A 23,197-nucleotide genomic window follows, 5' to 3' on the forward strand; every position below is an offset into this window, starting at 1 on the left:
TGCGCTCAGTGTTACCCTTCCCCCATTAAACAGAAGGGAGATTATCTGTGGCCGTTCATTTGCTTATCGTCGATGCACTTAACCTGATTCGCCGTATTCATGCGGTACAGGGCACCCCCTGCAAGGACACCTGTTTACACGCGCTGGAACAGCTCATTCGCCATAGCGAACCCACCCACGCTGTTGCCGTATTCGACGATGAAGCACGCAATACCGGCTGGCGGCACCAGCGCCTGCCGGACTACAAAGCCGGACGCGCGCCGATGCCGGACGATCTGCACGCCGAAATGCCCGTTATCCGCGCGGCCTTTGAGCAGCGCGGCGTTCCGTGCTGGGGCGCGCACGGTAATGAAGCTGACGATTTAGCCGCAACGCTGGCGGTGAAAGTCGCGGGCGCCGGGCATCAGGCGACTATCGTTTCAACCGACAAAGGCTACTGCCAGCTGCTCTCTCCAACGATCCGCATCCGCGACTACTTTCAAAAACGCTGGCTGGACGCGCCATTTATTGCCAGCGAGTTTGGCGTATCGCCTGAGCAACTGCCCGATTACTGGGGGCTGGCGGGGATCAGCAGCTCTAAAGTACCGGGAGTCGCCGGTATTGGCCCCAAAAGTGCCGCACAGTTGCTGACGGAGTTTCAGGATCTGGAAGGCATTTACGCCAGGCTTGATGAAGTGCCGGAAAAATGGCGCAAGAAGCTGGAGGCGCATAAAGAGATGGCGTTTATCTGCCGCGAGGTGGCGACGCTACAGACGGATTTACAGCTGGACGGGAATTTGCAGCAGTTAAGGTTAGAGCGTTAAGATCCCCCTCACCCCAAAGGGGCGAGGGGGAAAAGACCGCACGGAGCAGTCCCCTCTCCCCTTTGGGGAGAGGGTTAGGGTGAGGGGACTATCGCTCGTCGCGACGTCCACCCACAGCCGCCCACCAGCGACGGATATGCACCGTCACTTCTTCACGGTCGTGATACAGCTGACGCGCCTGGATTTCCGCGTTAATCCCGTGTTCGTCCAGCTGCTGCTGAATATAAGCCAGGTTCTGCGACACCTCTTCGTAGCGCTTTTTCATCGGCAGCTTGAGGTTGAAAATCGTCTCACGGCACCAGCCGTTCACCAGCCAGGAGGCCATCAGCGCCGCGACCTTCGCCGGTTTCTCTACCATGTCGCACACCATCCAGGAGATGTTGTTGCGGTTCGGGCGATAGCGGAAGCCGTCCTCACGCAGCCAGGTAACCTGTCCGGTGTCCATCAGGCTTTGCGCCATCGGGCCGTTATCCACGGACGAAACCCACATGTTGCGTTTCACCAGCTGATAGGTCCAGCCGCCCGGGCACGCGCCAAGGTCGACGGCATACATGCCGTTTGCCAGACGTTCGTCCCACTCGTCCGCCGGGATAAAGACGTGGAACGCCTCTTCCAGCTTGAGGGTTGAACGGCTCGGCGCATCTGCCGGGAAGCGCAGACGCGGGATCCCCATAAAGAACGGCGAGTTATTGGTGGTATACGAGTAGCCTGCGTAGCAGCATCCTGGCGCAATAAAGAAGATATGCACGACCGGGCGCTTTGGCGTTTCGTAGTTTGTCAGTACTCCCGCATCACGTAGCGCCGCGCGCAGCGGCACGGTGAACTTACGGCAGAACTTCATCAGCTCTTTGCTTTCGTTGGTGTCGGCCACTTCCACGCGCAAATCGCCGCCCTTCTCCACCACGCCTTGTAGCATGCCCACAATCGGCGTGATGCGATCTTCCGGCGGGAGATCTTTCAGCAGTTCGCCCGCGACAAACATCTGGCGAGCGAAAATCAATGAGCTGAAAGGCAACTCGCGCGCCAGCTTGTCGGCATCATCAGGCTGATAGCATTCAAATACCACATAGCCCGCGTTCTCTTTGACGCGAGCAAATCCGAAGACTTCACGCTTCGCCGCCTTATCGGTAATTTCCGCGGCGCACTCTTTCTCAAACCCCGGGCGACAATATAAAACAACCTTATTCATGAACAACGCCCTTGCGTTTCAGACGGATAGCTCCGATAAACATTAAAACCCAACCCGCCAGGAAGCTGACGCCGCCGACGGGTGTAACAAACGCCCACAGGCGTAAATGCGACAGCGCCAGACAGTAGAGGCTGCCGCTGAACAGTACGGTACCCAGCGCCAGAAAGACGCTGCTCCAGTAAAACCAGATGCTGATGCGGCGCTGCATCGCTACCGCCAGCCCAAAAATAGCCAGCGTGTGGAACGCCTGATATTCAAGGCCGGTCTGGATCCAGCCCATCTCCACAACGCCCAAAGACTTGCTTAAGACATGCGCGCCAAACGCGCCCAGAGCTACAAAAATAAAGCCACTCACCGCGGCGAAAATCAGCATGAATCGGCTGGTCATGTTTAAGTCCTGAATTGATGCGTGCCCGGCACACAAACGTTATTGTTCATACCTGAAGCGGAATTTTTCTTGCTCGCTTGCCGCTTTTGCCAGTATCCACTGCCGGAAAGCGGCTATTTTACCCAGTTCTGCCTGACTGTCATGACAAACCAGATAAAATGCATTCTTGCTGACCAGTACATCGTTAAATGGGCAAACCAGACGGCCTGCCTCAATTTCGGACTGCGCCATCACGTTGTTTGCCAACGCCACGCCCTGCCCGTGAATGGCGGCCTGTAGCACCATCGCGCTGTGGCTAAAAATGGGCCCCTGCTGCACGTTTATATGATTAAGACCTAGCTGGCGGGTATAAGTTTGCCAGTCGCGACGCGAGGCATCGTGTAAAAGCGTATGTTGCGCCAGATCGGCGGGCGTTTTGAGCGCTTTATCCCCCGTCAGCAGCAGCGGTGAACAGACCGGCAACAGATATTCTGCGTATAATTTCTCAACACGCAAGCCTGGCCAGTTACCACGACCGTAAAAAATCGCCACGTCCACATCATCCGCCAGCTTGTCTTCCTGACGGTCCACCGCCTGGATTCGGACATCGATTCCCGGATAAGTTGAGTTAAAGCTTGAGAGTCTCGGCACCAGCCACTGAATGGCAAAACTGGGCAATAAACTGACAGTCAGGGCACCTTTTGCACTCCGGGCCTGAAGTTTGCGAGTGGCTTCCGTCAGCTGGGAAAAAATCTCTTTAATATCCTGAAAATAGCTCTGCCCCTCTTCAGTCAGCAGCAGCGAACGGTTGCGTCGACGAAACAGCTTAAGCCCCAGAAAATCCTCCAGAGACTTGATTTGATGACTTACTGCGGCCTGTGTCACAAAAAGCTCATCGGCTGCGCGGGTGAAGCTGAGGTGGCGTGCTGCTGCATCAAAAACACGTAATGCATTTAGGGGTGGCAATCGCTTGGACATGGTTATCTGGCTTAGATGTTAACGAGATTTAACATATAGGAAACAACGTTTAACCTATTAGTTTTTTTTATCTGAGCCATTATAATTTGTCCGTTGAGGAACTACCAGCAAATACCTATAGTGGCGGCACTTCCTGAGCCGGAACGAAAAGCTTTTTTTGGAATGCGTGTTCTGAAGGGCTTTTGGCTTACGGTTGTGATGTTGTGTTGTTGTGTTTGCAATTGGTCTGCGATTCAGACCACGGTAGCAACGCTACCAATTTTTCACTTCCTGTACATTTACCCTGTCTGTCCATAGTGATTAATGTAGCACCGCCAACTTGCGGTGCTTTTTTTTCGCTTGTCTACCTGTTAATGCTCGATTTCTTTCATCTCTTTCACGTCAGTGCGATTGATCTGCTGTTTGTTCCCGTTAGCATCTTTGTATGAAATCATCCCGGTATCATTATCGGTTGTCGGTTTCCCTTCAGAGACGATAGATCGACCATCGTTGGTATGCATTACGTAGTTATTACCAGAACAGGCGCTCAGGGCAAAGGTCAACGCACAGGCAGAAATGATTGCAGCTGTCTTTTTCATGATTATTCTCCTTTAGCAATTAATGCTATTCAAACCTCGATTTATAACAGGCTAAAACATCCGCCTAACACTATTTAGCATAACCTGCTTTTTCAGACTCGCCAGGATAAGCAGACAAATCTGATAGATATCAACTTCCTTGCCCTGTCGATGAATTTGCGCGACGATCGTAGAATCGATATGAGGAATTCCATGAACGCTTTCAGCCCTGCGCAGTTTCGCGCACAGTTTCCGGCGCTGGCCGATGCCGGCATTTACCTTGATAGCGCCGCCACGGCCCTTAAGCCGCAGGCGGTGATTGAGGCAACTCGTCAGTTTTACAGCCTGAGCGCCGGGAACGTGCACCGCAGCCAGTATGCCGACGCGCAGCGCTTAACGGCACAATACGAAGCCGCACGGGATCAGGTGGCGCGCCTGATCAACGCTGACAGCGGTAAGAACATCGTCTGGACACGGGGCACCACCGAGGCCATTAACATGGTGGCGCAATGCTACGCGCGTCCGTTATTGCAGCCCGGAGATGAGATCATCGTCAGCGAGGCGGAACACCACGCCAACCTGGTGCCCTGGCTGATGGTAGCCGAACAAACCGGAGCACGCGTTGTGAAGCTCCCGTTGGGTGCTGACTTCCTGCCTGACGTGGCGCGTCTGCCTGAACTGATAACGTCCCGCAGCCGAATTCTGGCGCTGGGGCAGATGTCCAACGTCACCGGCGGCTGCCCGGATCTGGCACGCGCCATTAAAATTGCCCATGCCAGCGGCGTGGTGGTGATGGTCGACGGTGCGCAGGGGGTGGTGCATTTTCCGGCTGACGTTCAGGCGCTGGATATCGACTTCTACGCCTTCTCAGGGCACAAATTGTACGGGCCAACCGGTATCGGCGCGCTGTACGGCAAACCTGAACTGCTGGCCCGGATGACGCCGTGGCTCGGCGGCGGCAAGATGATTACCGAGGTGACCTTCGACGGCTTTAAAACGCAGGATGTTCCTTACCGCCTGGAAGCCGGTACACCGAACGTGGCCGGGGTTATCGGCCTGAGCGCGGCGCTCGAATGGCTGGCTGAAACGGACGTGGCTCAGGCTGAAAGCTGGAGCCGGGGGCTGGCGACGCTGGCGGAAGAAGAACTGAAAAAGCGTCCGGGTTTCCGCTCGTTTCGCGTTCAGGACTCCAGCCTGCTCGCCTTTGATTTCACGGGCGTACACCATAGCGACATGGTGACGCTGCTGGCCGGATACGGCATTGCCCTGCGTGCCGGACAGCACTGCGCCCAGCCGCTGCTGGCGGCTATCGGCGTGAGCGGTACGCTGCGCGCCTCGTTTGCCCCGTACAATACAAAAAGTGACGTCGACGCGCTGGTTTCCGCCGTCGACCGCGCCCTGGAATTACTGGTGGATTAATGACAAGTTCAGCTCTGGCCGGGCACCCGTTCGGCACCGTTATTACTGAAGAGACGTTAAAACAGACCTTTGTCCCGCTCACGCAGTGGGAAGATAAATACCGTCAGCTGATCCTGCTGGGCAAACAGTTGCCCACGCTGTCAGACGAACTGAAATCACAGGCGAAAGAGATCGCAGGCTGCGAGAACCGCGTCTGGCTTGGGGTTAGCGTATCCGGTGAGAAACTGCATTTCTTTGGCGACAGCGAGGGACGCATTGTTCGCGGTCTGCTGGCGGTGCTGTTGACCGCAGTCGAAGGGAAAAGCGCCGCAGAGCTGCTGGCGCATTCTCCGCTGGCGCTGTTCGATGAACTGGGACTTCGCGCGCAGCTTAGCGCCTCGCGCGGTCAGGGCTTGATCGCGCTCAACGACGCGGTGCTGGATGCCGCACGTCAGGCTCAGGCCTGACGTTCCGCCTTCGCCATCATCTTCTTCAGGGCGTGAGAGACCGCCACAAAGCCGAAGGAGGCGGTCACCATGGTGGCCGCCCCAAACCCAGAGGCACAATCCATCCGCTTTGGCCCTTCCGCCGTGCTTTTCATTGCACAGACCGAACCATCCGCCTGCGGATAAACCAGCGCTTCTGTCGAGAACACACAGTCCACGCCCAGCTTGCCTTTACTGTTCTTCACCACGTTGAAGTCGCTTTTTAAGCGCTCGCGCAGCTTAGCGGCCAGCGGATCCTGAATGGTTTTGGCCAGATCCGCTACCTGGATCTGCGTCGGATCAATTTGTCCGCCCGCGCCGCCCGTTGTCACCAGCGGCACCTTGTAACGACGACAGTAAGCGATTAGCGCCGCTTTAGGCCGCACGCTGTCGATGGCGTCAATCACATAGCTGTAGCCTTTGCTCATGTACTCCGCGACGTTATCTGCCGTCACAAAGTCGTCGATCACCGTCACCCGGCACTCCGGGTTGATGAGACGAATACGCTCTGCCATCACTTCAGATTTTGCCAGACCGACGTTATCACGCAGGGCATGGATCTGACGGTTAGTGTTAGTAACGCAGACGTCATCCATATCAATCAACGTAATTGCGCCAATACCGGTTCTCGCCAGCGCCTCTGCCGCCCACGAACCCACACCGCCAATGCCCACCACGCAGACATGCGCATCCGCGAACAGTTGCAGGGCTTTTTCACCATATAACCGTGCCGTGCCGCCGAAACGCTGGCGCCAGGCATCGCTGATTACCACAGACATAAAACCTCAGATGTAAAAAGGGTGAGGTATTCCTCACCCTGAACCGTAATCCGTCTTGCCCTCAGAATACCACAATCAGCCGCTGAATACGTTTCCGGTACCCGGTGCCGCCTTCAGTACCCAAACGCGTCCGTAGTGGTTATACCAGCCTGCACGGTGACCGGCATCCGGGCCGATGCCCTGATAAATGTCGAAGTGCTGGCCTTTGATCGCCCCGCCCACATCCAGCGCCACCATCAGGCGCAATTCATACTTGCCGTTGAATTTGCCGTTGTTGTCGAGGAGAGGAACTTCCGCCAGCAGCGTAGTACCCGCCGGGATAATCGAACGATCCGATGCAACAGAAGCGCGGCCAATCAGCGGTACGGCGCTCGCCCCTTTCACTGGCGCAAAGTTCTGTGGTTTAAAGAAGACAAACGATGGGTTCTGCTCAAGCAGCTCACGCACTTCCGCTTCGCTGTGTTTTTCGCCCCACTCGCGGATCGCCTGCATCGACATGTCTTCTCGTTTCACTTCACCACGGTCGATGAGCACCTTACCGATGCTGCGATAGGCATGGCCATTTTTCCCGGCATAGCTAAAGAAGTTCAGCGGCGAGCCGTCGCCAAAATCAATATAGCCGCTGCCCTGCACGTCCATAATGAAGTTATCCATCAGCGAGTTGCTGTAGGCCAGAACATAATTTTCGCTAAGCGCACCGGCGTAGATCTCTGCGCGGGACGGCAGACGACCGCGTTTCGGCGGCATACGGTAAATGGGATACTGGAACTCGCCCTGGCGCGTGTGTCGTGCCTGGACTACCGGGGTGTAGTAACCGGTAAACTGGACGTTACCGTAGTTATCCGCCCCTTCCATCTGCCAGGCATCGATACCAAACTGGCGCATATTGCGGGTATCACCGCCTGCGCGCAGCCAGTCCTGTACGGCGCTATAGACATTGTTCTGCGAACTGTATAAACGCGGAGAAGCATTGCGGATCTGGTAGACCTGCTCGGAGAAATCCCCGGCATTGATCGGAGCACCCACGGCATCTGGCTGGTTAACTAAAGAGAAAGGCTGGGATAACTTCCCGTCTTTATACTGTTGACCGCGATCGGTCGGTTTGGAAGAGCAGGCCGCAAGAATTGCTACCATTGCGCCTGTCATCAGATACTTCGCCCAACGTCCTTTCATTATATCTCGTCTTTTAGTTGCCCAATTCCGCGTGATGAAGATAACAAACCCACCGTGTTAATGAAATGCAATCGCCTTCCCTTTGGCAAATTCTGCACAAAAAATAGCCTGAGGAGGCTATTCCCGTTCATTTTGCATACAAAATAATGAATTATGCGAAAAAGGGGTTGCATCACAAACCTATCCGAGTATAGTGCGCTTCCACGGACGCGGGGTGGAGCAGCCTGGTAGCTCGTCGGGCTCATAACCCGAAGGTCGTCGGTTCAAATCCGGCCCCCGCAACCAATTAAAATTTGATGAAGTATCTTCTACGACAGTAGAAGTTTTTGCGAAGTGGTTCGAATCACAGCAAGGCGACGACGCAGTGAATCCTTAGGAACTTACTCCAGTAAGTGACTGAGGTGAACGAGGAAAGTCAACGCAGATGTGGTTTGAAATACGAAGCAAAAAGACGGACGCGGGGTGGAGCAGCCTGGTAGCTCGTCGGGCTCATAACCCGAAGGTCGTCGGTTCAAATCCGGCCCCCGCAACCAAGCAAATTTGAAGACGTAAGTTTCTACAAGTGTAGAAAGACGGACGCGGGGTGGAGCAGCCTGGTAGCTCGTCGGGCTCATAACCCGAAGGTCGTCGGTTCAAATCCGGCCCCCGCAACCAATCAAATTTGAAGAAGTAAGTTTCTACAAGTGTAGAAAGACGGACGCGGGGTGGAGCAGCCTGGTAGCTCGTCGGGCTCATAACCCGAAGGTCGTCGGTTCAAATCCGGCCCCCGCAACCAACACTTCTTAAACAATAAACACCCTGAAGGGTGTTTTTTTGTATCTGGCGTTTGTGAAAAGGCCGGGCAAGATACCCGGCTTACTGCCCTACCCCCGCCGCGCCAGCGTTTCCCCGTCTGAGAAATAGGCCCGGATCCCCGCCAGAATGGACTCCGCCACTTCCTGCTGGAATTTAGCGGTCTTGAGCTTGCGTTCCTCTTCCACGTTACTGATAAACGCGGTTTCGACCAGAATGGATGGAATATCCGGCGCTTTCAGTACCGCAAATCCGGCCTGCTCGACGCTGTTTTTGTGCAGCTTGTTGACCCGGCCCAGTTTGCCCAGCACCGCTTTACCAAATTTCAGGCTGTCGGTAATGGTCAGCGACTGCACCATATCAAACATTGTGTGGTCGACGTAACGGTCGCCGCTTTTGCTCACGCCACCGATTAAATCCGAGGCGTTCTGCGTGTCCGCCAGATATCTCGCTGCGGTACTGGTCGCCCCCTTCGTTGACAGGGCAAACACCGATGATCCGCTCGGCTGGCGACTGGTGAAGGCATCTGCGTGGATAGAGACAAACAGATCCGCGCGCTGCTTCTGCGCTTTCGCGACACGAACTTTAAGCGGGATAAAAACATCTTCGTTGCGCGTCATGTAGGCGCGCATATTGCCTTCTTTGTCGATCAACGCTTTCAGACGACGGGCAATTTGCAGCACCACATCTTTTTCGCGGGTGCGATATTTCCCGACGGCGCCGGAATCTTCTCCGCCATGACCAGGATCGAGCATGATCACAATCGGGCGATCGCGCCCCGCTTTGCCCGGCTTTGGACCGCTTTGCGCTGGCGGAACCTGACTGTCGAGATCGCCTTTGTTGTAATCCTCAAGTAATGCCAGGAGCGGATCCTGAATATCCGTTGCATTCGCCGGATAGAGATCCATCACCAGGCGCTCCTTAAAGGCGGCAACAGGCGCAAGGGCAAAGAGCTGCGGTTTCACGTTCTGCTTCAGCTCAAACACCATCCGCACGGTTTGCGGATCGAACTGCCCGACGCGCGCCGATTTGATAAACGGATCGTCGCCCCGGATCTGAGCCGCCATGCCCTTAAGCACGGAGTTGAGGTTCACACCTTCGAGATCAACCACCACACGTTCAGGATTGCTGAGGGCAAATTGCTTGTATTTCAGCACGCGGTTGGACTCGACCGTCACGCGCGTATAGGTCGACGACGGCCAGACGCGCACCGCGACTACTTGGCTTGTGGCGGCAAGACCCACCTGGCTGACGCTAAGCAACCACATCGCCCCGGCCCCTTTTAACAGGCGGCGGCGGCTTATTGCTGAATTGGATCCCGACATGCTTCTCCCGAGCAAGAAATCTGATTGATGAACAAAACGCCCAAATTGACCGAAAACTTTAACGAATGACGCATAAACTGTCATCCATAAAAGGGTAAACAATCATACGTTAACGCACGGATTACTTATTATTTTCTGTAGGTCGCAGAAAATTTAGGCTTGCACACGCGGTCACAATCGAATAAAAATACATAAATTACGAATAAACATTCACTAAGGGTTGTGTCATGGTTAAGGAACGCAGAACCGAACTGGTCCAGGGATTCCGCCATTCTGTTCCCTATATCAACACCCATCGGGGAAAAACGTTTGTCATCATGCTTGGCGGCGAAGCCATTGAGCATGAAAACTTTTCCAGCATCGTCAATGACATCGGCCTGCTGCACAGCCTCGGTATCCGTCTGGTGGTGGTATATGGCGCACGTCCGCAAATCGAAGCCAACCTGGCCGCTCATCACCATGAGCCGATCTACCACAAACATACCCGCGTGACGGATGCGAAAACCCTCGAACTGGTCAAGCAGGCGGCGGGTCTGTTGCAGCTGGATATCACCGCCCGCCTGTCGATGAGCCTGAATAACACGCCGTTGCAGGGTGCGCACATCAACGTGGTGAGCGGCAACTTCATCATCGCTCAGCCGCTCGGCGTGGACGATGGGGTAGATTACTGCCACAGCGGCCGCATACGGCGTATTGATGAAGAAGCCATTCACCGCCAGTTAGACAATGGCGCGATCGTCCTGATGGGACCCGTTGCCGTCTCCGTAACGGGTGAAAGTTTTAATCTGACCTCGGAAGAGATTGCCACCCAGCTGGCCATCAAGCTGAAAGCGGAAAAAATGATCGGGTTTTGCTCCTCGCAGGGCGTCGTGAATGATGAGGGCGTGATTGTGCCAGAACTTTTTCCGAATGAAGCCCAGGCGCGCGTCGAAGCGCTGGAAGCACAAGGTGATCACTATTCCGGTACCGTGCGTTTTTTGCGCGGTGCCGTTAAAGCCTGCCGCAGCGGGGTGCGCCGCAGCCACCTGATCAGCTATCAGGAAGACGGCGCGCTGTTGCAGGAGCTGTTCTCCCGGGATGGTATTGGTACGCAGATCGTGATGGAGAGCGCCGAGCAGATCCGCCGTGCCACTATCAACGATATCGGCGGCATTCTGGAGCTGATCCGTCCGCTGGAGCAACAGGGGATCCTGGTTCGCCGCTCCCGCGAGCAGCTGGAGATGGAGATCGACAAATTCACCATCATTCAGCGCGATAACCTGACCATTGCCTGTGCGGCGCTTTATCCGTTCCCGGAAGAGCAGATTGGCGAAATGGCGTGCGTCGCCGTACACCCTGATTACCGCAGCTCCTCGCGGGGCGAACTGCTGCTTGAACGCGTGGCGGCACAGGCGCGCCAGATGGGGCTAAGCAAGTTGTTCGTGCTCACCACGCGCAGCATTCACTGGTTCCAGGAGCGCGGCTTCACACCGGTAGATATTGATTCCCTGCCGGAAAGTAAGAAAGAGATGTACAACTATCAGCGCCGCTCGAAGGTGTTAATGGCGGACCTGGGATAACAGTCACCCTCTCCTGTCGGAGAGGGCGTTCACTCAGACAGATTCAAATATTGCGCTTAATCCGCTTCTGCGCTCGGTACGGGTGGCAATCGCCTGTCCCAGCACGCGCTCATCCGCATACAGCGACAGACGCTGGCGTGCGCGGGTAATGGCGGTGTAGACCAGTTCACGGGTCACTACCGGCGACAGCTGTGTCGGCAGGATCAGCGCCGCATGGTTGAACTCGGAACCCTGAGATTTATGTACCGTCATCGCCCATGCCGTTTCATGCTCTGGCAGGCGGCTGGGTTGAACGGACTTCACGCTGCCGTCCGGCAGCTGGAACCAGACGCGCAGGCCGTTACCGCGATCGAGCGCAATGCCGATATCCCCGTTGAACAGCCCCAGCGCACTGTCGTTGCGGGAGATCATTACGGGTCGGCCTTCATACCATCGCGAATGCGGTGGACGGTTAATTTTGCGTTTCTGCACCAGCAACTGCTCCAGCCTGTCGTTCAGGCCCGTGACGCCAAACGGCCCTTCCCGCAATGCGCACAGAAGCTGGTATTCGCCAAATGCGGCGATGACCTGCTCGGGCTGACTGCGCTGTTGCACGCAGCTCAGAAAACGCTGGTATCCCTGGAGAGCCTCCTCAAGCATTGCCTGATACTCTTCCCCGCTTTGCAGCGATTTCTTTTCAATGTCAGTGAAGGAACCGTCAAACACCGTGCGCGTGGCATGCCTGTCGCCACGGTTGACCGCCGCAGCCAGCTGGCCGATGCCGGAATCGCTACCGAAACGGTAGCTTTTTTGCAGCAGGCACAGGCTGTCACGCAATGCGCCCGCAACCGGCGTGTGATCGGGTTCAAGCGAGCAACCGGTCAGACGGGCAAGCTCCTGCGCCCGCGCGGCGGTATAACCGTAACTGGCGTAGGTACAGATATCCCCCAGCACCGCCCCGGCCTCAACGGAGGCGAGCTGATCGCGATCGCCCAGGAAAACCACGCGCGCATGGGGCGGCAGAGCATCGATCAGGCGCGACATCATGGTCAGGTCGATCATGGAGGCTTCATCCACCACCAGCACGTCCAGATGCAGCGGATTACCCGCATGGTAGCGCAGCCGCTGGCTACCCGGCTGAGCACCGAGCAGACGGTGCAGGGTGCTCGCTTCACCCGGGAAAAGCGCCAGCTGCTCCTGCGTGAGCGGCAGCTGTTGCATCGCGCCGCCCAGTGATTCGGTCAGACGCGCCGCGGCCTTCCCGGTAGGCGCCGCCAGACGAATACGGCATCGCTGCTCGCCTGAAAGCTGTATCAGGGCTGCCAGCAGTTTTGCGACGGTGGTTGTTTTCCCGGTCCCCGGGCCGCCGGAGATCACCGAGATCCGCCGCGTCAGGGCGACAGCCGCCGCCACTTTCTGCCAGTCTGTGGCCTCACCGGAGCCAAACAGCCTGTCCAGCGTCTGGCGAAGCTGCACCTCGTCGCAGGGAAGCGGCGCATTGGTCTCACTAAAGAAACGCGCTACCGTCAGTTCGTTTCGCCACAGGCGGTTCAGGTATAAGCGCTCCCCCGTCAGGATCAGCGGAGCCTGGTTTTCTCCCGGCCCGACGGCTGACGATTCTCGCAAAACGTTCTGCCAGTCCACCGTATCACCCAGCAGCGCAAAGCAGGACTGGATAACAGGCGGCGTTTTCTCATCAACCACCAGACGCGAGAGCGGCAGACAGACATGTCCCTCCCCGGCGTCTTTACTTAAAAGGGCTGCGGCAAGCATCACGGCGGGCTGGTCAGCGGCAATCATCATGGCAAACTGCACGTCCAGCTGGCGCAGCACGTGTTGCTCTACCGCATCCAGCAATAATTCCTGCATCGTCATGCCATCTCCTCCGTGTTTGCTGCAAACAGGTTATCCATTTTATCAATCAATTCCGCATCCGGACGGGTGCTGAAGATACCAGAGCGCGGATCGGCAGCGTCGACCCCGCGCAGGAACAGGTAGATGACGCCACCAAAATGGTCGTCGTAGCGGTAGTCCGCAATACGGTGGCGCAGATAGCGATGCAGCGCCAGGGTATAGAGCTGATACTGGAGATCGTAGCGATGCATCTGCATGGCTGCCGCCATCGCCTGCTGGGTATAGGCTTCGCTGTTCTCGCCTAACCAGTTTGATTTGTAATCCAGCAGGTAATAACGCCCGTCGTGACGGAAGACCAGGTCGATAAACCCTTTCAGCATGCCCTGCACCTGACGGAAGTTCAGCGGCGGGCAACCGGCTGACAGCGGATCGTACTGACGGATCAACGCATCGAGCGCCTCGGCCTTAAGGGGGCCAGCGACAGGAAGATAAAACTCCATCTCAACCTGCTTATTTTTGGCCGTTAACTGGCTAAGTGAAAAGCCCTGCTCCGACAGCGGCGCCTGCAAAATGGCGTTGATCCAGCCTGTAAGCACGGGCTGCCAGTGCGCGTCGTAGCCCCCGCTCTGCAACATTTTCGACACCCACTCCTCGCTGACGGGCTGGGTGAAATCCAGTTCTTCAAACAGGCTATGTAAAAACGTTCCCGGTGACGCGCCGCGCGGAAACTGATGGGGGGTTAACGTCGGTTCAGCCAGAACATCGCCCACGCCTGCGGCATCAATATCCAGCTTTGGCATGAGATCCTGCGCAATACTTTGCCCGTGCTGTTGCAGACCAGAATAGCTGGTGACGCGCCAGTCGTCGGCAAGCACCCGGGTGATCTGGCGCGCATTAAGATCGGTCGCTGGCTCTTCTGCCATTTGCCAGCGGCTGTTATCTGGCAGAGAGGGGATATGCAGGGCGATATCATCACCGCAAAGCGACTCAATACAGAGGCGCAACCCCGCCGCATCTTTCGGCTCACCACGCTGGATAAGCCGCCCTAACGCGCTTAAATGGAAATCGCTCTCCCCTGTTTTCTCCCCGCGACGGCGGAATACCGGCGCGACGCCCAGGCTGCAATGCCAGACAGAACGGGTTAGCGCCACGTAAAGCAGGCGCAAATCCTCCGCCAGACGCTCCGCTTCTGCCAGTTCAACGCTGGTTTCCGCTTTGCTGAGATCAAGCACCGCATCGAAAGTTTCCCGGTCATGGTAAAAGGCCTGATCCTGAACGCGGTAGTTCGCGATAAAGGGCAGCCAGACCAGCGGATATTCGAGGCCTTTCGATTTATGAATGGTGACAATTTGCACCAGATGCTTATCGCTCTCCAGACGCATCTGCTGGCTTGAGGCGTTACTGTTTGGATCTGCGATTTGCTGCGCCAGCCAACGCACGAGGGCATGTTCACTTTCAAGCTGAGTACCGGCTTCCTGCAACAGTTCGCTGATGTGTAAAATATCGGTCAGACGCCTTTCACCGCCGGATGACGCCAGCATATTTTCAGCAATCTGACGCCACGTCATCAATTCGCGAAGCATCGCCATAACGCCCCGTTTTTGCCAGCGTTCACGGTAATGGACAAACTCTTCCACCACCGCATCCCAGGCCTCTTCATCATGGTTGAGCGCGTCAATATCCCGCGCGTTCAACCCCAGCATAGAGCTGGCCAGTGCGCTTCGAAGCGTATTTTCGCGCTCCGGCGCCAGCACCGCCTGAAGCAGCCAGAGCATTTCCTGGGCTTCCAGCGTGTCGAACACGCTGTCGCGGTTAGAGAGATACACTGACGGAATATCCAGCAACGTTAGCGCATCGCGGATTAGCGCCGCTTCCTGACGACTGCGCACCAGCACGGTAATATCAGAGGCCTTAACAGGATTTGCCTGTTCCCCCTTCCACAGCAGCGCCTCACCGCGCGCGCCTGCGCTCAGCCAGTCACGGATCTGCGCGGCGCAGTGCTGGGCCATCGCCGCCTGATAGTCAGCAACGCCATAGCCTTCCCCTTCAAGCAGCCAGAAGGTCATGGCGGGTTGCACCTTTCCACTGACTTCAAAGCGCAGGGTCGCGTTTTTTGGGGCGGATTTCACCGGCAGGAAAGGGATTTCATTGAACATGAACGCCGTCTCCATACGGCTGAACAGCGCATTGACGCTTTCAACCATCCCCGGAGCGGAGCGCCAGTTCGTGTCTAACGTGTAATGCGCGACAACCTCACTACGAGCTTTCATGTAGGTGAAGATATCTGCCCCACGGAAGGCGTAAATCGCCTGTTTTGGGTCGCCTATCAACAGCAGGGCTGTATCGGGCTGCTGTCGCCAGATACGGCGAAAAATGCGGTACTGCTGGGGATCGGTGTCCTGAAATTCGTCTATCATCGCCACCGGAAAACGGGTACGGATCGCGCTGGCGAGCGCTTCACCATTCTCACTGGACAGGGCCTCGTCCAGGCGACTCAACATGTCATCAAACCCCAACTCACCCCGGCGACGTTTTTCGCGCGCGACGGCCTGGCGGATCTCGGTCATGGCGCGGGTGATCATCAGATCATTGAGCGATAATGGCTCCGCAAGCAGCGCTTCAATCGCCACAAACAGGGGATGCTCAGGCACAATGCCGTCGGCTTTGGTTCGCTCGGCCAAAAAGCGCTGCGAAAATTTCTCCAGCGCGTCCGGGAGCTGGTAGCCCCGCGTCTCCTCCTCGGCCCAGGCGCTGATCTTTTCAATCCATTTCCCCTGGTTCCCACGGTTGAACTTGCGTCTGTCGATGCCTGAGTTTTCGATGATCGCATCGATTTCTCCAACCGATTCATTCCACTTCTGCTTCAGCGCGGCAATTTTGGCGACGATCTTTTCATGGCGCGAGGCCAGCGTTTCATCGGCAGGTGGCGGAGATTTAATGACCGGCGCTTCGCCTTGCAGGTAACGGTCGATGGCGCGAAGCAGCTCTTCCGGACCTTTCCACAGGGCGTGAACCGCTTCGGCAATGTCGCGCTGCAAGGGATAACAGTGACGACGCCAGAAATCCGCGCAGGCCTGATAGCGAAGCTCGGATTCATCTTCAATAAGCTGTTGCTCAAAGAGCATGCCGGATTCAAACGCATTCAGGCTCAGCATGCGCTGACAAAAACCGTGAATGGTGAAGACGGATGCCTCGTCCATTTGCCGTTCGGCCAGCAGCAGCCATTGCGCAGCCTGTTGCTTATCCGCAATCTCGTCCAGCAGGCTCGCGTAGAGGGGGTTATCCGTCGTCTGGCGCAGACAGGCGATGCGCAGTTCATGAATGTTGCTGCGAATACGGCCACGCAGCTCGGCAGTGGCCGCTTCGGTGAAGGTTACCACCAGCAGCTCCTCCACGCTTAACGGGCGCGAAAAAGCGGCGTTGCCGCCCAGTCCTAACAGCAGGCGCAGATAGAGCGCGGCGATGGTATAGGTTTTTCCCGTTCCCGCTGAGGCTTCAATCAGTCGCTCACCCTGTAGAGGTAATCTGAGGGGATCAAGCGGCTCAGCGGTATGGGTCATTCTTTCTTACTCCAGGGCAAAGTTTGTTGCAGTGCGCTGACGCTCTTCCAGACGGTCCACTCTTTCGATTTTACGTAGTCCGTTTTCCCGTTCTGGCTGCCAGAAACCTGTGACAGGATGGCCATACCTTGCGGTTTTACCACCGCCTGATGGAAGAAATCGGCAACCTTTTGTGGCGTCAGCTGTTTTATTTCGGCCACTATTTTATCACGCGAATCAAATTTCATATTACCGCGATCAAAATCTTTGCTCAGTTGCGAGGCTTCTTCGCCCAGCGTTTGCGGCGGCTGCATCACCTGAGCGATAACCGCCTGCTGGATCTGGGCAAATTCTTCCGGCTTCATGGCGCGCAGTTTTGCTTCCGCCTGCGGGAAGAACGCCTGATAACGTTGCCACAGGTAAGCGGGTTGCTTGTCGCTGCTTTGCAGAAGGAAGCCCAGCCCCCACTGACGGCCCACGTTCATGGAGAAGGCGAACACCGCGTAGCCCAGCTGCTCTTCGGTGCGCAACTGGTTGTAGAACCACGGCTGAATAATTTGACCGAGCACGGCACTCCGGGCAGAGCTGGTAAATTCGTCGTAACCGACAGGGACAAACACCGCGGCCAGCGCGGAGTCCGTGCTGCTCCCCGCTTTTTCGAAGATCACGTTCTGCTTTTTCTCTACCAGCACATCCTGGTTACGGCACCACTCATCCCCTTTTGAACCCAGCTGCGCACGGACGTTTTGCGCCAGCGTTTTAGCCTGATCTTCGCTCATATTCCCCACGACCAGGAACTCCGGACGGGTATTGGTTTTCAGCGCATCACGGTAAGCCAGCACCTCTTTTAAGGTGATAGAGGGCAGTAACGCACGGCGATCTTCGCGCTGGAAGTACGGAATTTGCGACAGCATTTGCGCTGGCATAATCGCCTGATCGTAGGCTTTACCCTTTTCGGCAGAATCCATCATCTGGGCATACCAGGACTTAGCCTGCTCGAGCTGTTCTTCCGTAGGCGTATAGCTGAAATAACCTTCCAGCAGCGCCTGGAAAAGCTGCGGCAAACGCTGGGTATAGCCGTTGGCATTCACCATCAGGCCGTTATTGGCGTTGGTGGAGAAGCTGATGCCGCCAACGGCAGCCTGGTTGCTGAGCTGATCGAGGGCAATCCCGGCCAGATAATCGTTCAGCGCAAACAGCACCTGGTTTCTGGCGCTGTCCATTGCTTTAGGGTTGCGCAGCACCACGCTGACATCGGCTTTTGGCTCGTCGGTGAAATAGCGGCTTGGGGTGTAGACCACGCGCAGCGTTGGCTCATCGACAATCAGTTCCGGATGCGGATACGCCTTTGCAGGTTTGATCAGCGAGAAATCGTCCGGGATGTAGGGGTTAAGCTGCGGTAACGTCAGCGCAATCTCCCCCGCCTTTTTCTGCCAGTCCGCGAAGGTTTGTTCGCTGATTTTTTCAACCTGATACGGGGCATCAACGAAGTAGGCCGTTTTGTTATGCGGTTCGTTCGGACTGATGTACCAGACCCGGGCATTCTGCGGGGTCATCATCGCCAGACGCGCTTTAACGGCCCCGGCGTCATACTGATCGGCAATATTTACCGCATCCAGCGTATGTTCCACCGGCACGCGGATCATGGTATCTGCCAGCCACTCAACGTAGTCCATGTCACGCGTGATAGAGGGGTAGCGGAAATCGAGATCCAGCACGTGCGCCAGCTCGTCAAAGTAGCGTTTATCGACGCCTTTCTCGCGCAGTAAAGAGAGATAGCTGAAAATGGCCGCAACAACGTCGTCACGGTGAGCCTGCCCTTTATCGGTCAGCGTCGCGGAAATGGCCAGCACGCCGCTGTTACCGTTTACGACCGGATCGGAGTCAGCGCGAATACCTTCCACCAGCCCCTGCTTTTGCAGCCAGTCGGAGAGCGTACCCGGGCTTCGGTTGCCAATAAGATAGGTCACCAGCTCGTCGGTTTTACTGCGGAACTGCGCCGTGTTGTTATCAATACGGAATTCAACGCGTAATACCTTGCGCGGCAGTGCCGGAACGTAGTGAATAACAATGCCTTTTTGCGCGTCCGTAACAACCGGCACGTTAATCTGCGGCAGTTCGATATGTTTATTTGGCACCCTGCCAAAGGTTTGCGCGGCCAGGTTTGCCAGCGTCGGCAACGGTTTATTGCTGTAGATAACCGCTTTCATCAGATTGGCGGAATAGTATTTTTCGCGAAACGCATGCAGCGCATCGAGCACCGGGCTACCCGGCTTGTCGCTCAGCGTTTCAAGGTTGCCGCCAGAGAAGCGCGAACCCGGGTGCGCCGGGTTGATGGTTTCAGCACTTACCTGCGCCATGCGCATCCCGTCTCGCGTGCGCGCCATCGTCAGTTCGGCGTTCACGGCGTTGCGTTCCCGGTCAGCGTATTTTTTATCCAGCAGCGGTGCGGCGATAGCATCCGCCAGACGGTCTACCGCCCCGTCAAGCGCATCATTTTCCACTTCCAGGTAAAACGCGGTGCGATACGGCGCGGTACTGGCGTTGTGGCTGCCGCCATGCATTTTGAGGAATTCAGACAGGCTGTCCGGCTGCGGGTATTTTTTAGAACCCATCAGCGTCATGTGTTCGAGGTAGTGCGCCAGCCCCGGATGGGCGTCAGGATCTTCCAGCGAACCGACCGGCACAACCAGTGCGGAAAGCGATTTCACCGCCTGAGGATCGGAAACCAGCAGCACGGTCATCCCGTTATCAAGACGAATTGCCTGATACTGACGGGTGTCCTTTTCGCTCTTACGGATTGTTTCCTGGACAGGTTGCCAACCGGCATCAGCCTGAGTGACGGGTGCCCAAAGGGCGATAAACAAAACAAACGCTTTGAACAAGGTGCTGCCTGGCATTACGACCTCTTTATCACGGCTACATCATTAACAACGTGCGTGCTGGACACGCCAGCATCTCTTTCTTTGGGTACATCAGTCCGTGATAAGAGGTGCATCATAAATGAACACCTCATGCTGCGCAATTTTTATACAGCACTCAGGACTGATTAAATTTGAACAACGGTAACAGGTAGCGTTGCGCCTCTTCCGTGATAGTGTCGAAGTATTCTGGCTCCAGCGTTCGCCATAAACGTTGATACCAGACATCGTCGCCTTCTCCACGTACCATCATGTTCCCTTCGTAGGCCTGCAAAAACTTGCTGCGCGCTTTCTGAAGCGAAGCCTCATCCGTTAACATGGCATCATTCTTCGCGTCATAACAGGCTTTTATCCATGCCCCCCCACTTTCAGGCAGCACAAGCAGAGGTTTGTTCATGCCCTGACGGTAACCTTCAATATAAAGCGACAGATACGTCAACGCCTGCTCAGGCTCCATCGGCGGGAAGCGCCACTCGCCGTCCTTGCGTACAAACAACCGGCTTTCACCTTCGTAACCACTCGCACTGTAGACAAGATGTTCGAGCCAGAGTTGCAGGCCATGTGCAACGCTGAGCATGGATGGACGCCAGCGCAACAGCCCGTCGGACTGCACGTGCGTGAGCCAGCCGCTGAGGTGCACACCGTTACAATCGAGATCAATTTCAATGCTGCTCGCTGGCTGCCGACACGCGATAACGCGGTCAGCAAGCGCTCGCATCTCTTCGCACTGGGCATCCCAGACGATTTCGCCGAATGCACCATACGGAAGTAATCCCGACGCCCTGTAACGTCTGAACAGTTTGCTGGCATCTTCTTCGTCAACCAGCGCATTCAGAAGCTGGGAATTAAGCTTAAAACGCTCCAGCCCATCAAGAATAAACGGTTCCGCATCGGGGATTTCGCTCTCTTCCGAGCGGAAATTCACCTGTAAGCGTTGCTGGAAAAAAGCCCGAACCGGGTGCGCCCAAAAGCGCTGTAGCTGCTCAAACGTAAGGGTGTCCGTGGCGCGCGGTTCGAGCGCCTGAATGAAATCGGTTTGCGGCGTCCCCGCTTTCTTCGCGGCGGGAAGCCACTCGCGGGCGTAGCTTTGCAATTCATCAGGAACGTAGTTGACAGGATCAAACGGCATACGGCTGTGGTGACAGGTGATATGCGCTTTGACCCGACGTTCGCTTTCGTCGCAGTTACAGGCTTCATCGCCCGGCAGATAGTGGCTCTGTCCGATGTAGTCCACCAGCTCCTGCACCAGCACAGACGGGAAACGCTCGCTGTTATCCTGAATTGAACGACCGATATAGCTGATATACAGCCTGCTTTGCGCAGAAATCAGCGCCTCAAGGAAAAGATATCGATCATCATCGCGGCGGCTGCGGTCGCCACGCTTCGGTTGTGCGCTCATGAGATCAAAGCCCAGCGGCGGCAGCGCACGCGGGTAAATACCGTCGTTCATGCCAAGCAGACAGACCACTTTGAACGGGATTGAACGCATGGGCATCAGGGTACAAATATTCACTGGCCCTGCCAGGAAGCGCTGGCTGATGCGCTCCTGATCGAGACGTTGCGTCAGCTCATCACGCAGAAGTGAAAGGGGAACCGCCTCGTGATAGTGCGAATTAACCCCCTCATCAACGATGGCCTGCCACTGCTTCTCAATAAGCGCCATGGCGGCTTCCGTTTCACTGTCCGGCAGGAAGAAATCATTCAGCATTTCGCGGCAAACTGGCAGCCACTCTTCGAGCGGGCGAGGCTGCATCAACGCACGGCGCCAGCGGTTAAGCTGCATCAACAGCGAGGCCAGGTGCCCCACCAGTTCCGCGATTAACCCACTGGACTCATCATAGGGCAGCACGTCATTCCATTCGCCGTGGATGCTTTCCATCGCATACCCCAGCAGCATACGCGTCAGGCCAAACTGCCAGGTATGCTGCCCGGTCGCAGGTAGCTCGAACTCCTGGACGTTATCATCGTCAATACCCCAGCGGACACCGGATTCGTTGACCCACTGGCGCAGGTAGCGCAGCCCCTCTTCATTAATGTTGAAACGTGCGGCCAGAACAGGCACATCCAGCAATGCCAGCACATCCTCAGAGATAAACCGGCTATCGGGCAGCGAAAGCAGGCTAATAAAGGCCTGTAGCGCCGGGTGTGACTGACGAGCGCGGCGGTCAGAGATCGCGTAGGGAAGATAGCGGTCGCCCGTTGCGCTGCCAAATACCGCCTGAATGAACGGGCTATAGCTGTCGATATCCGCCACCATCACCACGATATCGCGCGGTGTCAGGGTTGGGTCATCCTGCAACATGGCCAGCAGACGGTCATGAAGAATTTCAACTTCACGCTGTGGGCTGTGGCAGACGTGGATCGCGATACTGCGATCGTCAGGATCCAGTTTTCGCTTCTTATCGCTTCGCGCAAACTCCTCGGCGGTGATCCCGGCAACGGCACGGTTTTCTAAATCCAGAATATCGAGCTGAATATTGTGTAGCAGGCTGTCCGGCGTAATATCTGCAAACGCATCCACATCCCCTTCTCCCGAGGAGGTGATATCTGAAAGCAGATAAATATAGTCGCGTCCCAGCTTGCCCCACGAGGCAAGCAGCGGGTTCGGCAGGTTCTGAATCCCCTCTTCATCAAAAAGCTGCGCCGCGTTTTCACTGTCTTTAAACAGCGGCACGGCGCGTTCCTCAAAGAGGCGTTTTCTCTGGCGGGTGACCAGACGTGAAAGCCAGCGCGGATCCTGAATATCTCCCCAATAGTGCCGACACGGGTTGGTAAAAAGGATATGGATATCAGTGTGCTTACCGAGCGCTTTTAGCGCATTCAGGTAGACAGGCGGCAGCGCGGAGATCCCGCAAATGAACACGCGTGACGGCAAACGGGCTGGCCGTTCTGCGCTGTTTTCAAGTATCGAGATAAAGCGATCGTACAAGTTAGCACGATGCCACTTCGGCTGACCGAGTTTCCCGGTATGCTCGACCAGCGCTTTCCAGAGCGGCGCCTGCCAGATTTGCGCTTCCGGCAACCCTTCGACTAATTCTCCCGCTTCCCAGCGAATCAGCCATTCTGCACGATAAACCAGATACTGGTCGTAGAGGTCGGCGGTGCGTGAGGCCAGCTGAAAGAGTTTACGCTTGTCGGTGTCGTCATTCAGGTAGTGGCGCAGCATGGCGAACTCATCATGCGCCAGCATGTCCGGCAGCAGCGTCATCAGTTTCCAGGCCATGCTTTGTTTGTTGAAAGCGCTCTGCTCAGGGATATCCGGCAGAACGCGAACAAACATCTCCCAGATAAAGCTCGCGGGCAGCGGAAAATCAATGTTCGCCGCAATGCCAAATTTCTGCGAAAGGGACATTTGCAGCCACTGCGCCATACCGGTGCTTTGCACCAGCACCATTTCTGGCTCAAACGGATCGTCAAGACGCTCTTGCTCAACGATATACTCCATCAGTGCTTCCAGCACATCCAGACGATTTGAGTGGTAAACCCTTAGCATAAACGC

Annotated in this window: 15 protein-coding genes and 4 tRNA genes; 8 read left to right on the forward strand and 11 right to left on the reverse strand. The window is 56.1% G+C overall.

Annotated features, from left to right (window positions below; genetic code table 11):
• The first annotated feature begins 47 nt into the window (after positions 1–47).
• A complete protein-coding gene (xni, locus tag ACOTX7_RS06360; RefSeq protein ID WP_006811800.1) occupies positions 48–803 on the forward strand; it encodes a flap endonuclease Xni in 756 nt (251 codons plus the stop codon).
• A gap of 88 nt (positions 804–891) precedes the next feature.
• Here xni and rlmM read toward each other — a convergent pair whose 3' ends face one another.
• From rlmM to ACOTX7_RS06380, 4 genes are all read right to left on the reverse strand, one after another.
• On the reverse strand, positions 892–1,992 hold the full coding sequence (gene rlmM / locus ACOTX7_RS06365) for a 23S rRNA (cytidine(2498)-2'-O)-methyltransferase RlmM (protein WP_006811801.1): 1,101 nt from the start codon (positions 1,990–1,992) through the stop codon (positions 892–894).
• Entirely contained in the window at positions 1,985–2,380 is a 396-nt protein-coding gene (locus tag ACOTX7_RS06370; protein WP_003862756.1) for a DUF423 domain-containing protein, read from the reverse strand. Before ACOTX7_RS06370 ends, rlmM begins: the two co-directional genes overlap by 8 nt.
• 39 nt (positions 2,381–2,419) lie before the next feature.
• Entirely contained in the window at positions 2,420–3,337 is a 918-nt protein-coding gene (gcvA, locus tag ACOTX7_RS06375; protein ID WP_003862758.1) for a glycine cleavage system transcriptional regulator GcvA, read from the reverse strand.
• A 350-nt stretch (positions 3,338–3,687) separates the two neighbouring features.
• Entirely contained in the window at positions 3,688–3,915 is a 228-nt protein-coding gene (locus tag ACOTX7_RS06380) for a YgdI/YgdR family lipoprotein (RefSeq protein WP_003862759.1), read from the reverse strand.
• A gap of 192 nt (positions 3,916–4,107) precedes the next feature.
• On the opposite strand from ACOTX7_RS06380, the gene csdA reads away from it, so the two are divergent.
• Positions 4,108–5,313, forward strand: coding sequence for a cysteine desulfurase CsdA (gene csdA, locus ACOTX7_RS06385; protein ID WP_205921523.1), 1,206 nt, complete (start codon positions 4,108–4,110; stop codon positions 5,311–5,313).
• A complete protein-coding gene (gene csdE, locus ACOTX7_RS06390) occupies positions 5,313–5,759 on the forward strand; it encodes a cysteine desulfurase sulfur acceptor subunit CsdE (protein ID WP_006811803.1) in 447 nt (148 codons plus the stop codon). Before csdA ends, csdE begins: the two co-directional genes overlap by 1 nt.
• Here the strand turns inward: csdE and tcdA are convergent.
• Positions 5,750–6,556 (reverse strand): tRNA cyclic N6-threonylcarbamoyladenosine(37) synthase TcdA, encoded by an 807-nt coding sequence (tcdA, locus tag ACOTX7_RS06395; RefSeq protein WP_006811804.1) that lies wholly within the window; start codon positions 6,554–6,556, stop codon positions 5,750–5,752. The genes csdE and tcdA overlap by 10 nt on opposite strands.
• Positions 6,557–6,631: 75 nt before the next feature.
• Positions 6,632–7,729, reverse strand: a complete 1,098-nt coding sequence (gene mltA, locus ACOTX7_RS06400) for a murein transglycosylase A (protein ID WP_006811805.1) — start codon at positions 7,727–7,729, stop codon at positions 6,632–6,634.
• A gap of 208 nt (positions 7,730–7,937) precedes the next feature.
• On the opposite strand from mltA, the gene ACOTX7_RS06405 reads away from it, so the two are divergent.
• The 4 genes from ACOTX7_RS06405 (at position 7,938) to ACOTX7_RS06420 (ending at position 8,504) form a co-directional block, all read left to right on the forward strand.
• Positions 7,938–8,014, forward strand: a tRNA-Met gene (locus tag ACOTX7_RS06405).
• Between the two features lie 171 nt (positions 8,015–8,185).
• Positions 8,186–8,262: transfer RNA gene (locus ACOTX7_RS06410), tRNA-Met, on the forward strand.
• Positions 8,263–8,306: 44 nt separating this feature from the next.
• Positions 8,307–8,383, forward strand: a tRNA-Met gene (locus ACOTX7_RS06415).
• A gap of 44 nt (positions 8,384–8,427) precedes the next feature.
• Positions 8,428–8,504: transfer RNA gene (locus ACOTX7_RS06420), tRNA-Met, on the forward strand.
• 88 nt (positions 8,505–8,592) lie between these two features.
• On the opposite strand, the gene amiC is transcribed toward ACOTX7_RS06420, so the two are convergent.
• Positions 8,593–9,846 (reverse strand): N-acetylmuramoyl-L-alanine amidase AmiC, encoded by a 1,254-nt coding sequence (amiC, locus tag ACOTX7_RS06425; RefSeq protein ID WP_003862766.1) that lies wholly within the window; start codon positions 9,844–9,846, stop codon positions 8,593–8,595.
• A gap of 227 nt (positions 9,847–10,073) precedes the next feature.
• On the opposite strand from amiC, the gene argA reads away from it, so the two are divergent.
• Entirely contained in the window at positions 10,074–11,405 is a 1,332-nt protein-coding gene (argA, locus tag ACOTX7_RS06430; RefSeq protein WP_221256410.1) for an amino-acid N-acetyltransferase, read from the forward strand.
• A 33-nt stretch (positions 11,406–11,438) separates the two neighbouring features.
• Here argA and recD read toward each other — a convergent pair whose 3' ends face one another.
• The 4 genes from recD to recC form a co-directional block, all read right to left on the reverse strand.
• The gene (recD, locus tag ACOTX7_RS06435) at positions 11,439–13,259 is read right to left on the reverse strand and encodes an exodeoxyribonuclease V subunit alpha (RefSeq protein WP_221256411.1); all 1,821 of its coding nucleotides are present in this window, start codon (positions 13,257–13,259) and stop codon (positions 11,439–11,441) included.
• The gene (gene recB / locus ACOTX7_RS06440; RefSeq protein WP_221256412.1) at positions 13,256–16,798 is read right to left on the reverse strand and encodes an exodeoxyribonuclease V subunit beta; all 3,543 of its coding nucleotides are present in this window, start codon (positions 16,796–16,798) and stop codon (positions 13,256–13,258) included. The genes recD and recB overlap by 4 nt, the downstream gene beginning before the upstream one ends.
• Positions 16,795–19,677 (reverse strand): pitrilysin, encoded by a 2,883-nt coding sequence (gene ptrA, locus ACOTX7_RS06445; protein ID WP_205924572.1) that lies wholly within the window; start codon positions 19,675–19,677, stop codon positions 16,795–16,797. Before ptrA ends, recB begins: the two co-directional genes overlap by 4 nt.
• Positions 19,678–19,816: 139 nt before the next feature.
• On the reverse strand, positions 19,817–23,191 hold the full coding sequence (recC, locus tag ACOTX7_RS06450) for an exodeoxyribonuclease V subunit gamma (RefSeq protein ID WP_047353865.1): 3,375 nt from the start codon (positions 23,189–23,191) through the stop codon (positions 19,817–19,819).
• Positions 23,192–23,197: the final 6 nt, after the last annotated feature.

Source organism: Enterobacter cloacae complex sp. IR5418, assembly GCF_049238105.1.
Lineage (GTDB): Bacteria > Pseudomonadota > Gammaproteobacteria > Enterobacterales > Enterobacteriaceae > Enterobacter > Enterobacter hormaechei.

Bases quoted from the DNA above. Each gene is read 5' to 3' on its own strand.
- rlmM (WP_006811801.1), bottom strand. From the start codon at position 1,992: ATGAATAAGGTTGTTTTATATTGTCGCCCGGGGTTTGAGAAAGAGTGC.
- ACOTX7_RS06370 (WP_003862756.1), bottom strand. From the start codon at position 2,380: ATGACCAGCCGATTCATGCTGATTTTCGCCGCGGTGAGTGGCTTTATT.
- gcvA (WP_003862758.1), bottom strand. From the start codon at position 3,337: ATGTCCAAGCGATTGCCACCCCTAAATGCATTACGTGTTTTTGATGCA.
- ACOTX7_RS06380 (WP_003862759.1), bottom strand. From the start codon at position 3,915: ATGAAAAAGACAGCTGCAATCATTTCTGCCTGTGCGTTGACCTTTGCC.
- csdA (WP_205921523.1), top strand. From the start codon at position 4,108: ATGAACGCTTTCAGCCCTGCGCAGTTTCGCGCACAGTTTCCGGCGCTG.
- csdE (WP_006811803.1), top strand. From the start codon at position 5,313: ATGACAAGTTCAGCTCTGGCCGGGCACCCGTTCGGCACCGTTATTACT.
- tcdA (WP_006811804.1), bottom strand. From the start codon at position 6,556: ATGTCTGTGGTAATCAGCGATGCCTGGCGCCAGCGTTTCGGCGGCACG.
- mltA (WP_006811805.1), bottom strand. From the start codon at position 7,729: ATGAAAGGACGTTGGGCGAAGTATCTGATGACAGGCGCAATGGTAGCA.
- amiC (WP_003862766.1), bottom strand. From the start codon at position 9,846: ATGTCGGGATCCAATTCAGCAATAAGCCGCCGCCGCCTGTTAAAAGGG.
- argA (WP_221256410.1), top strand. From the start codon at position 10,074: ATGGTTAAGGAACGCAGAACCGAACTGGTCCAGGGATTCCGCCATTCT.
- recD (WP_221256411.1), bottom strand. From the start codon at position 13,259: ATGACGATGCAGGAATTATTGCTGGATGCGGTAGAGCAACACGTGCTG.
- recB (WP_221256412.1), bottom strand. From the start codon at position 16,798: ATGACCCATACCGCTGAGCCGCTTGATCCCCTCAGATTACCTCTACAG.
- ptrA (WP_205924572.1), bottom strand. From the start codon at position 19,677: ATGCCAGGCAGCACCTTGTTCAAAGCGTTTGTTTTGTTTATCGCCCTT.
- recC (WP_047353865.1), bottom strand. From the start codon at position 23,191: ATGCTAAGGGTTTACCACTCAAATCGTCTGGATGTGCTGGAAGCACTG.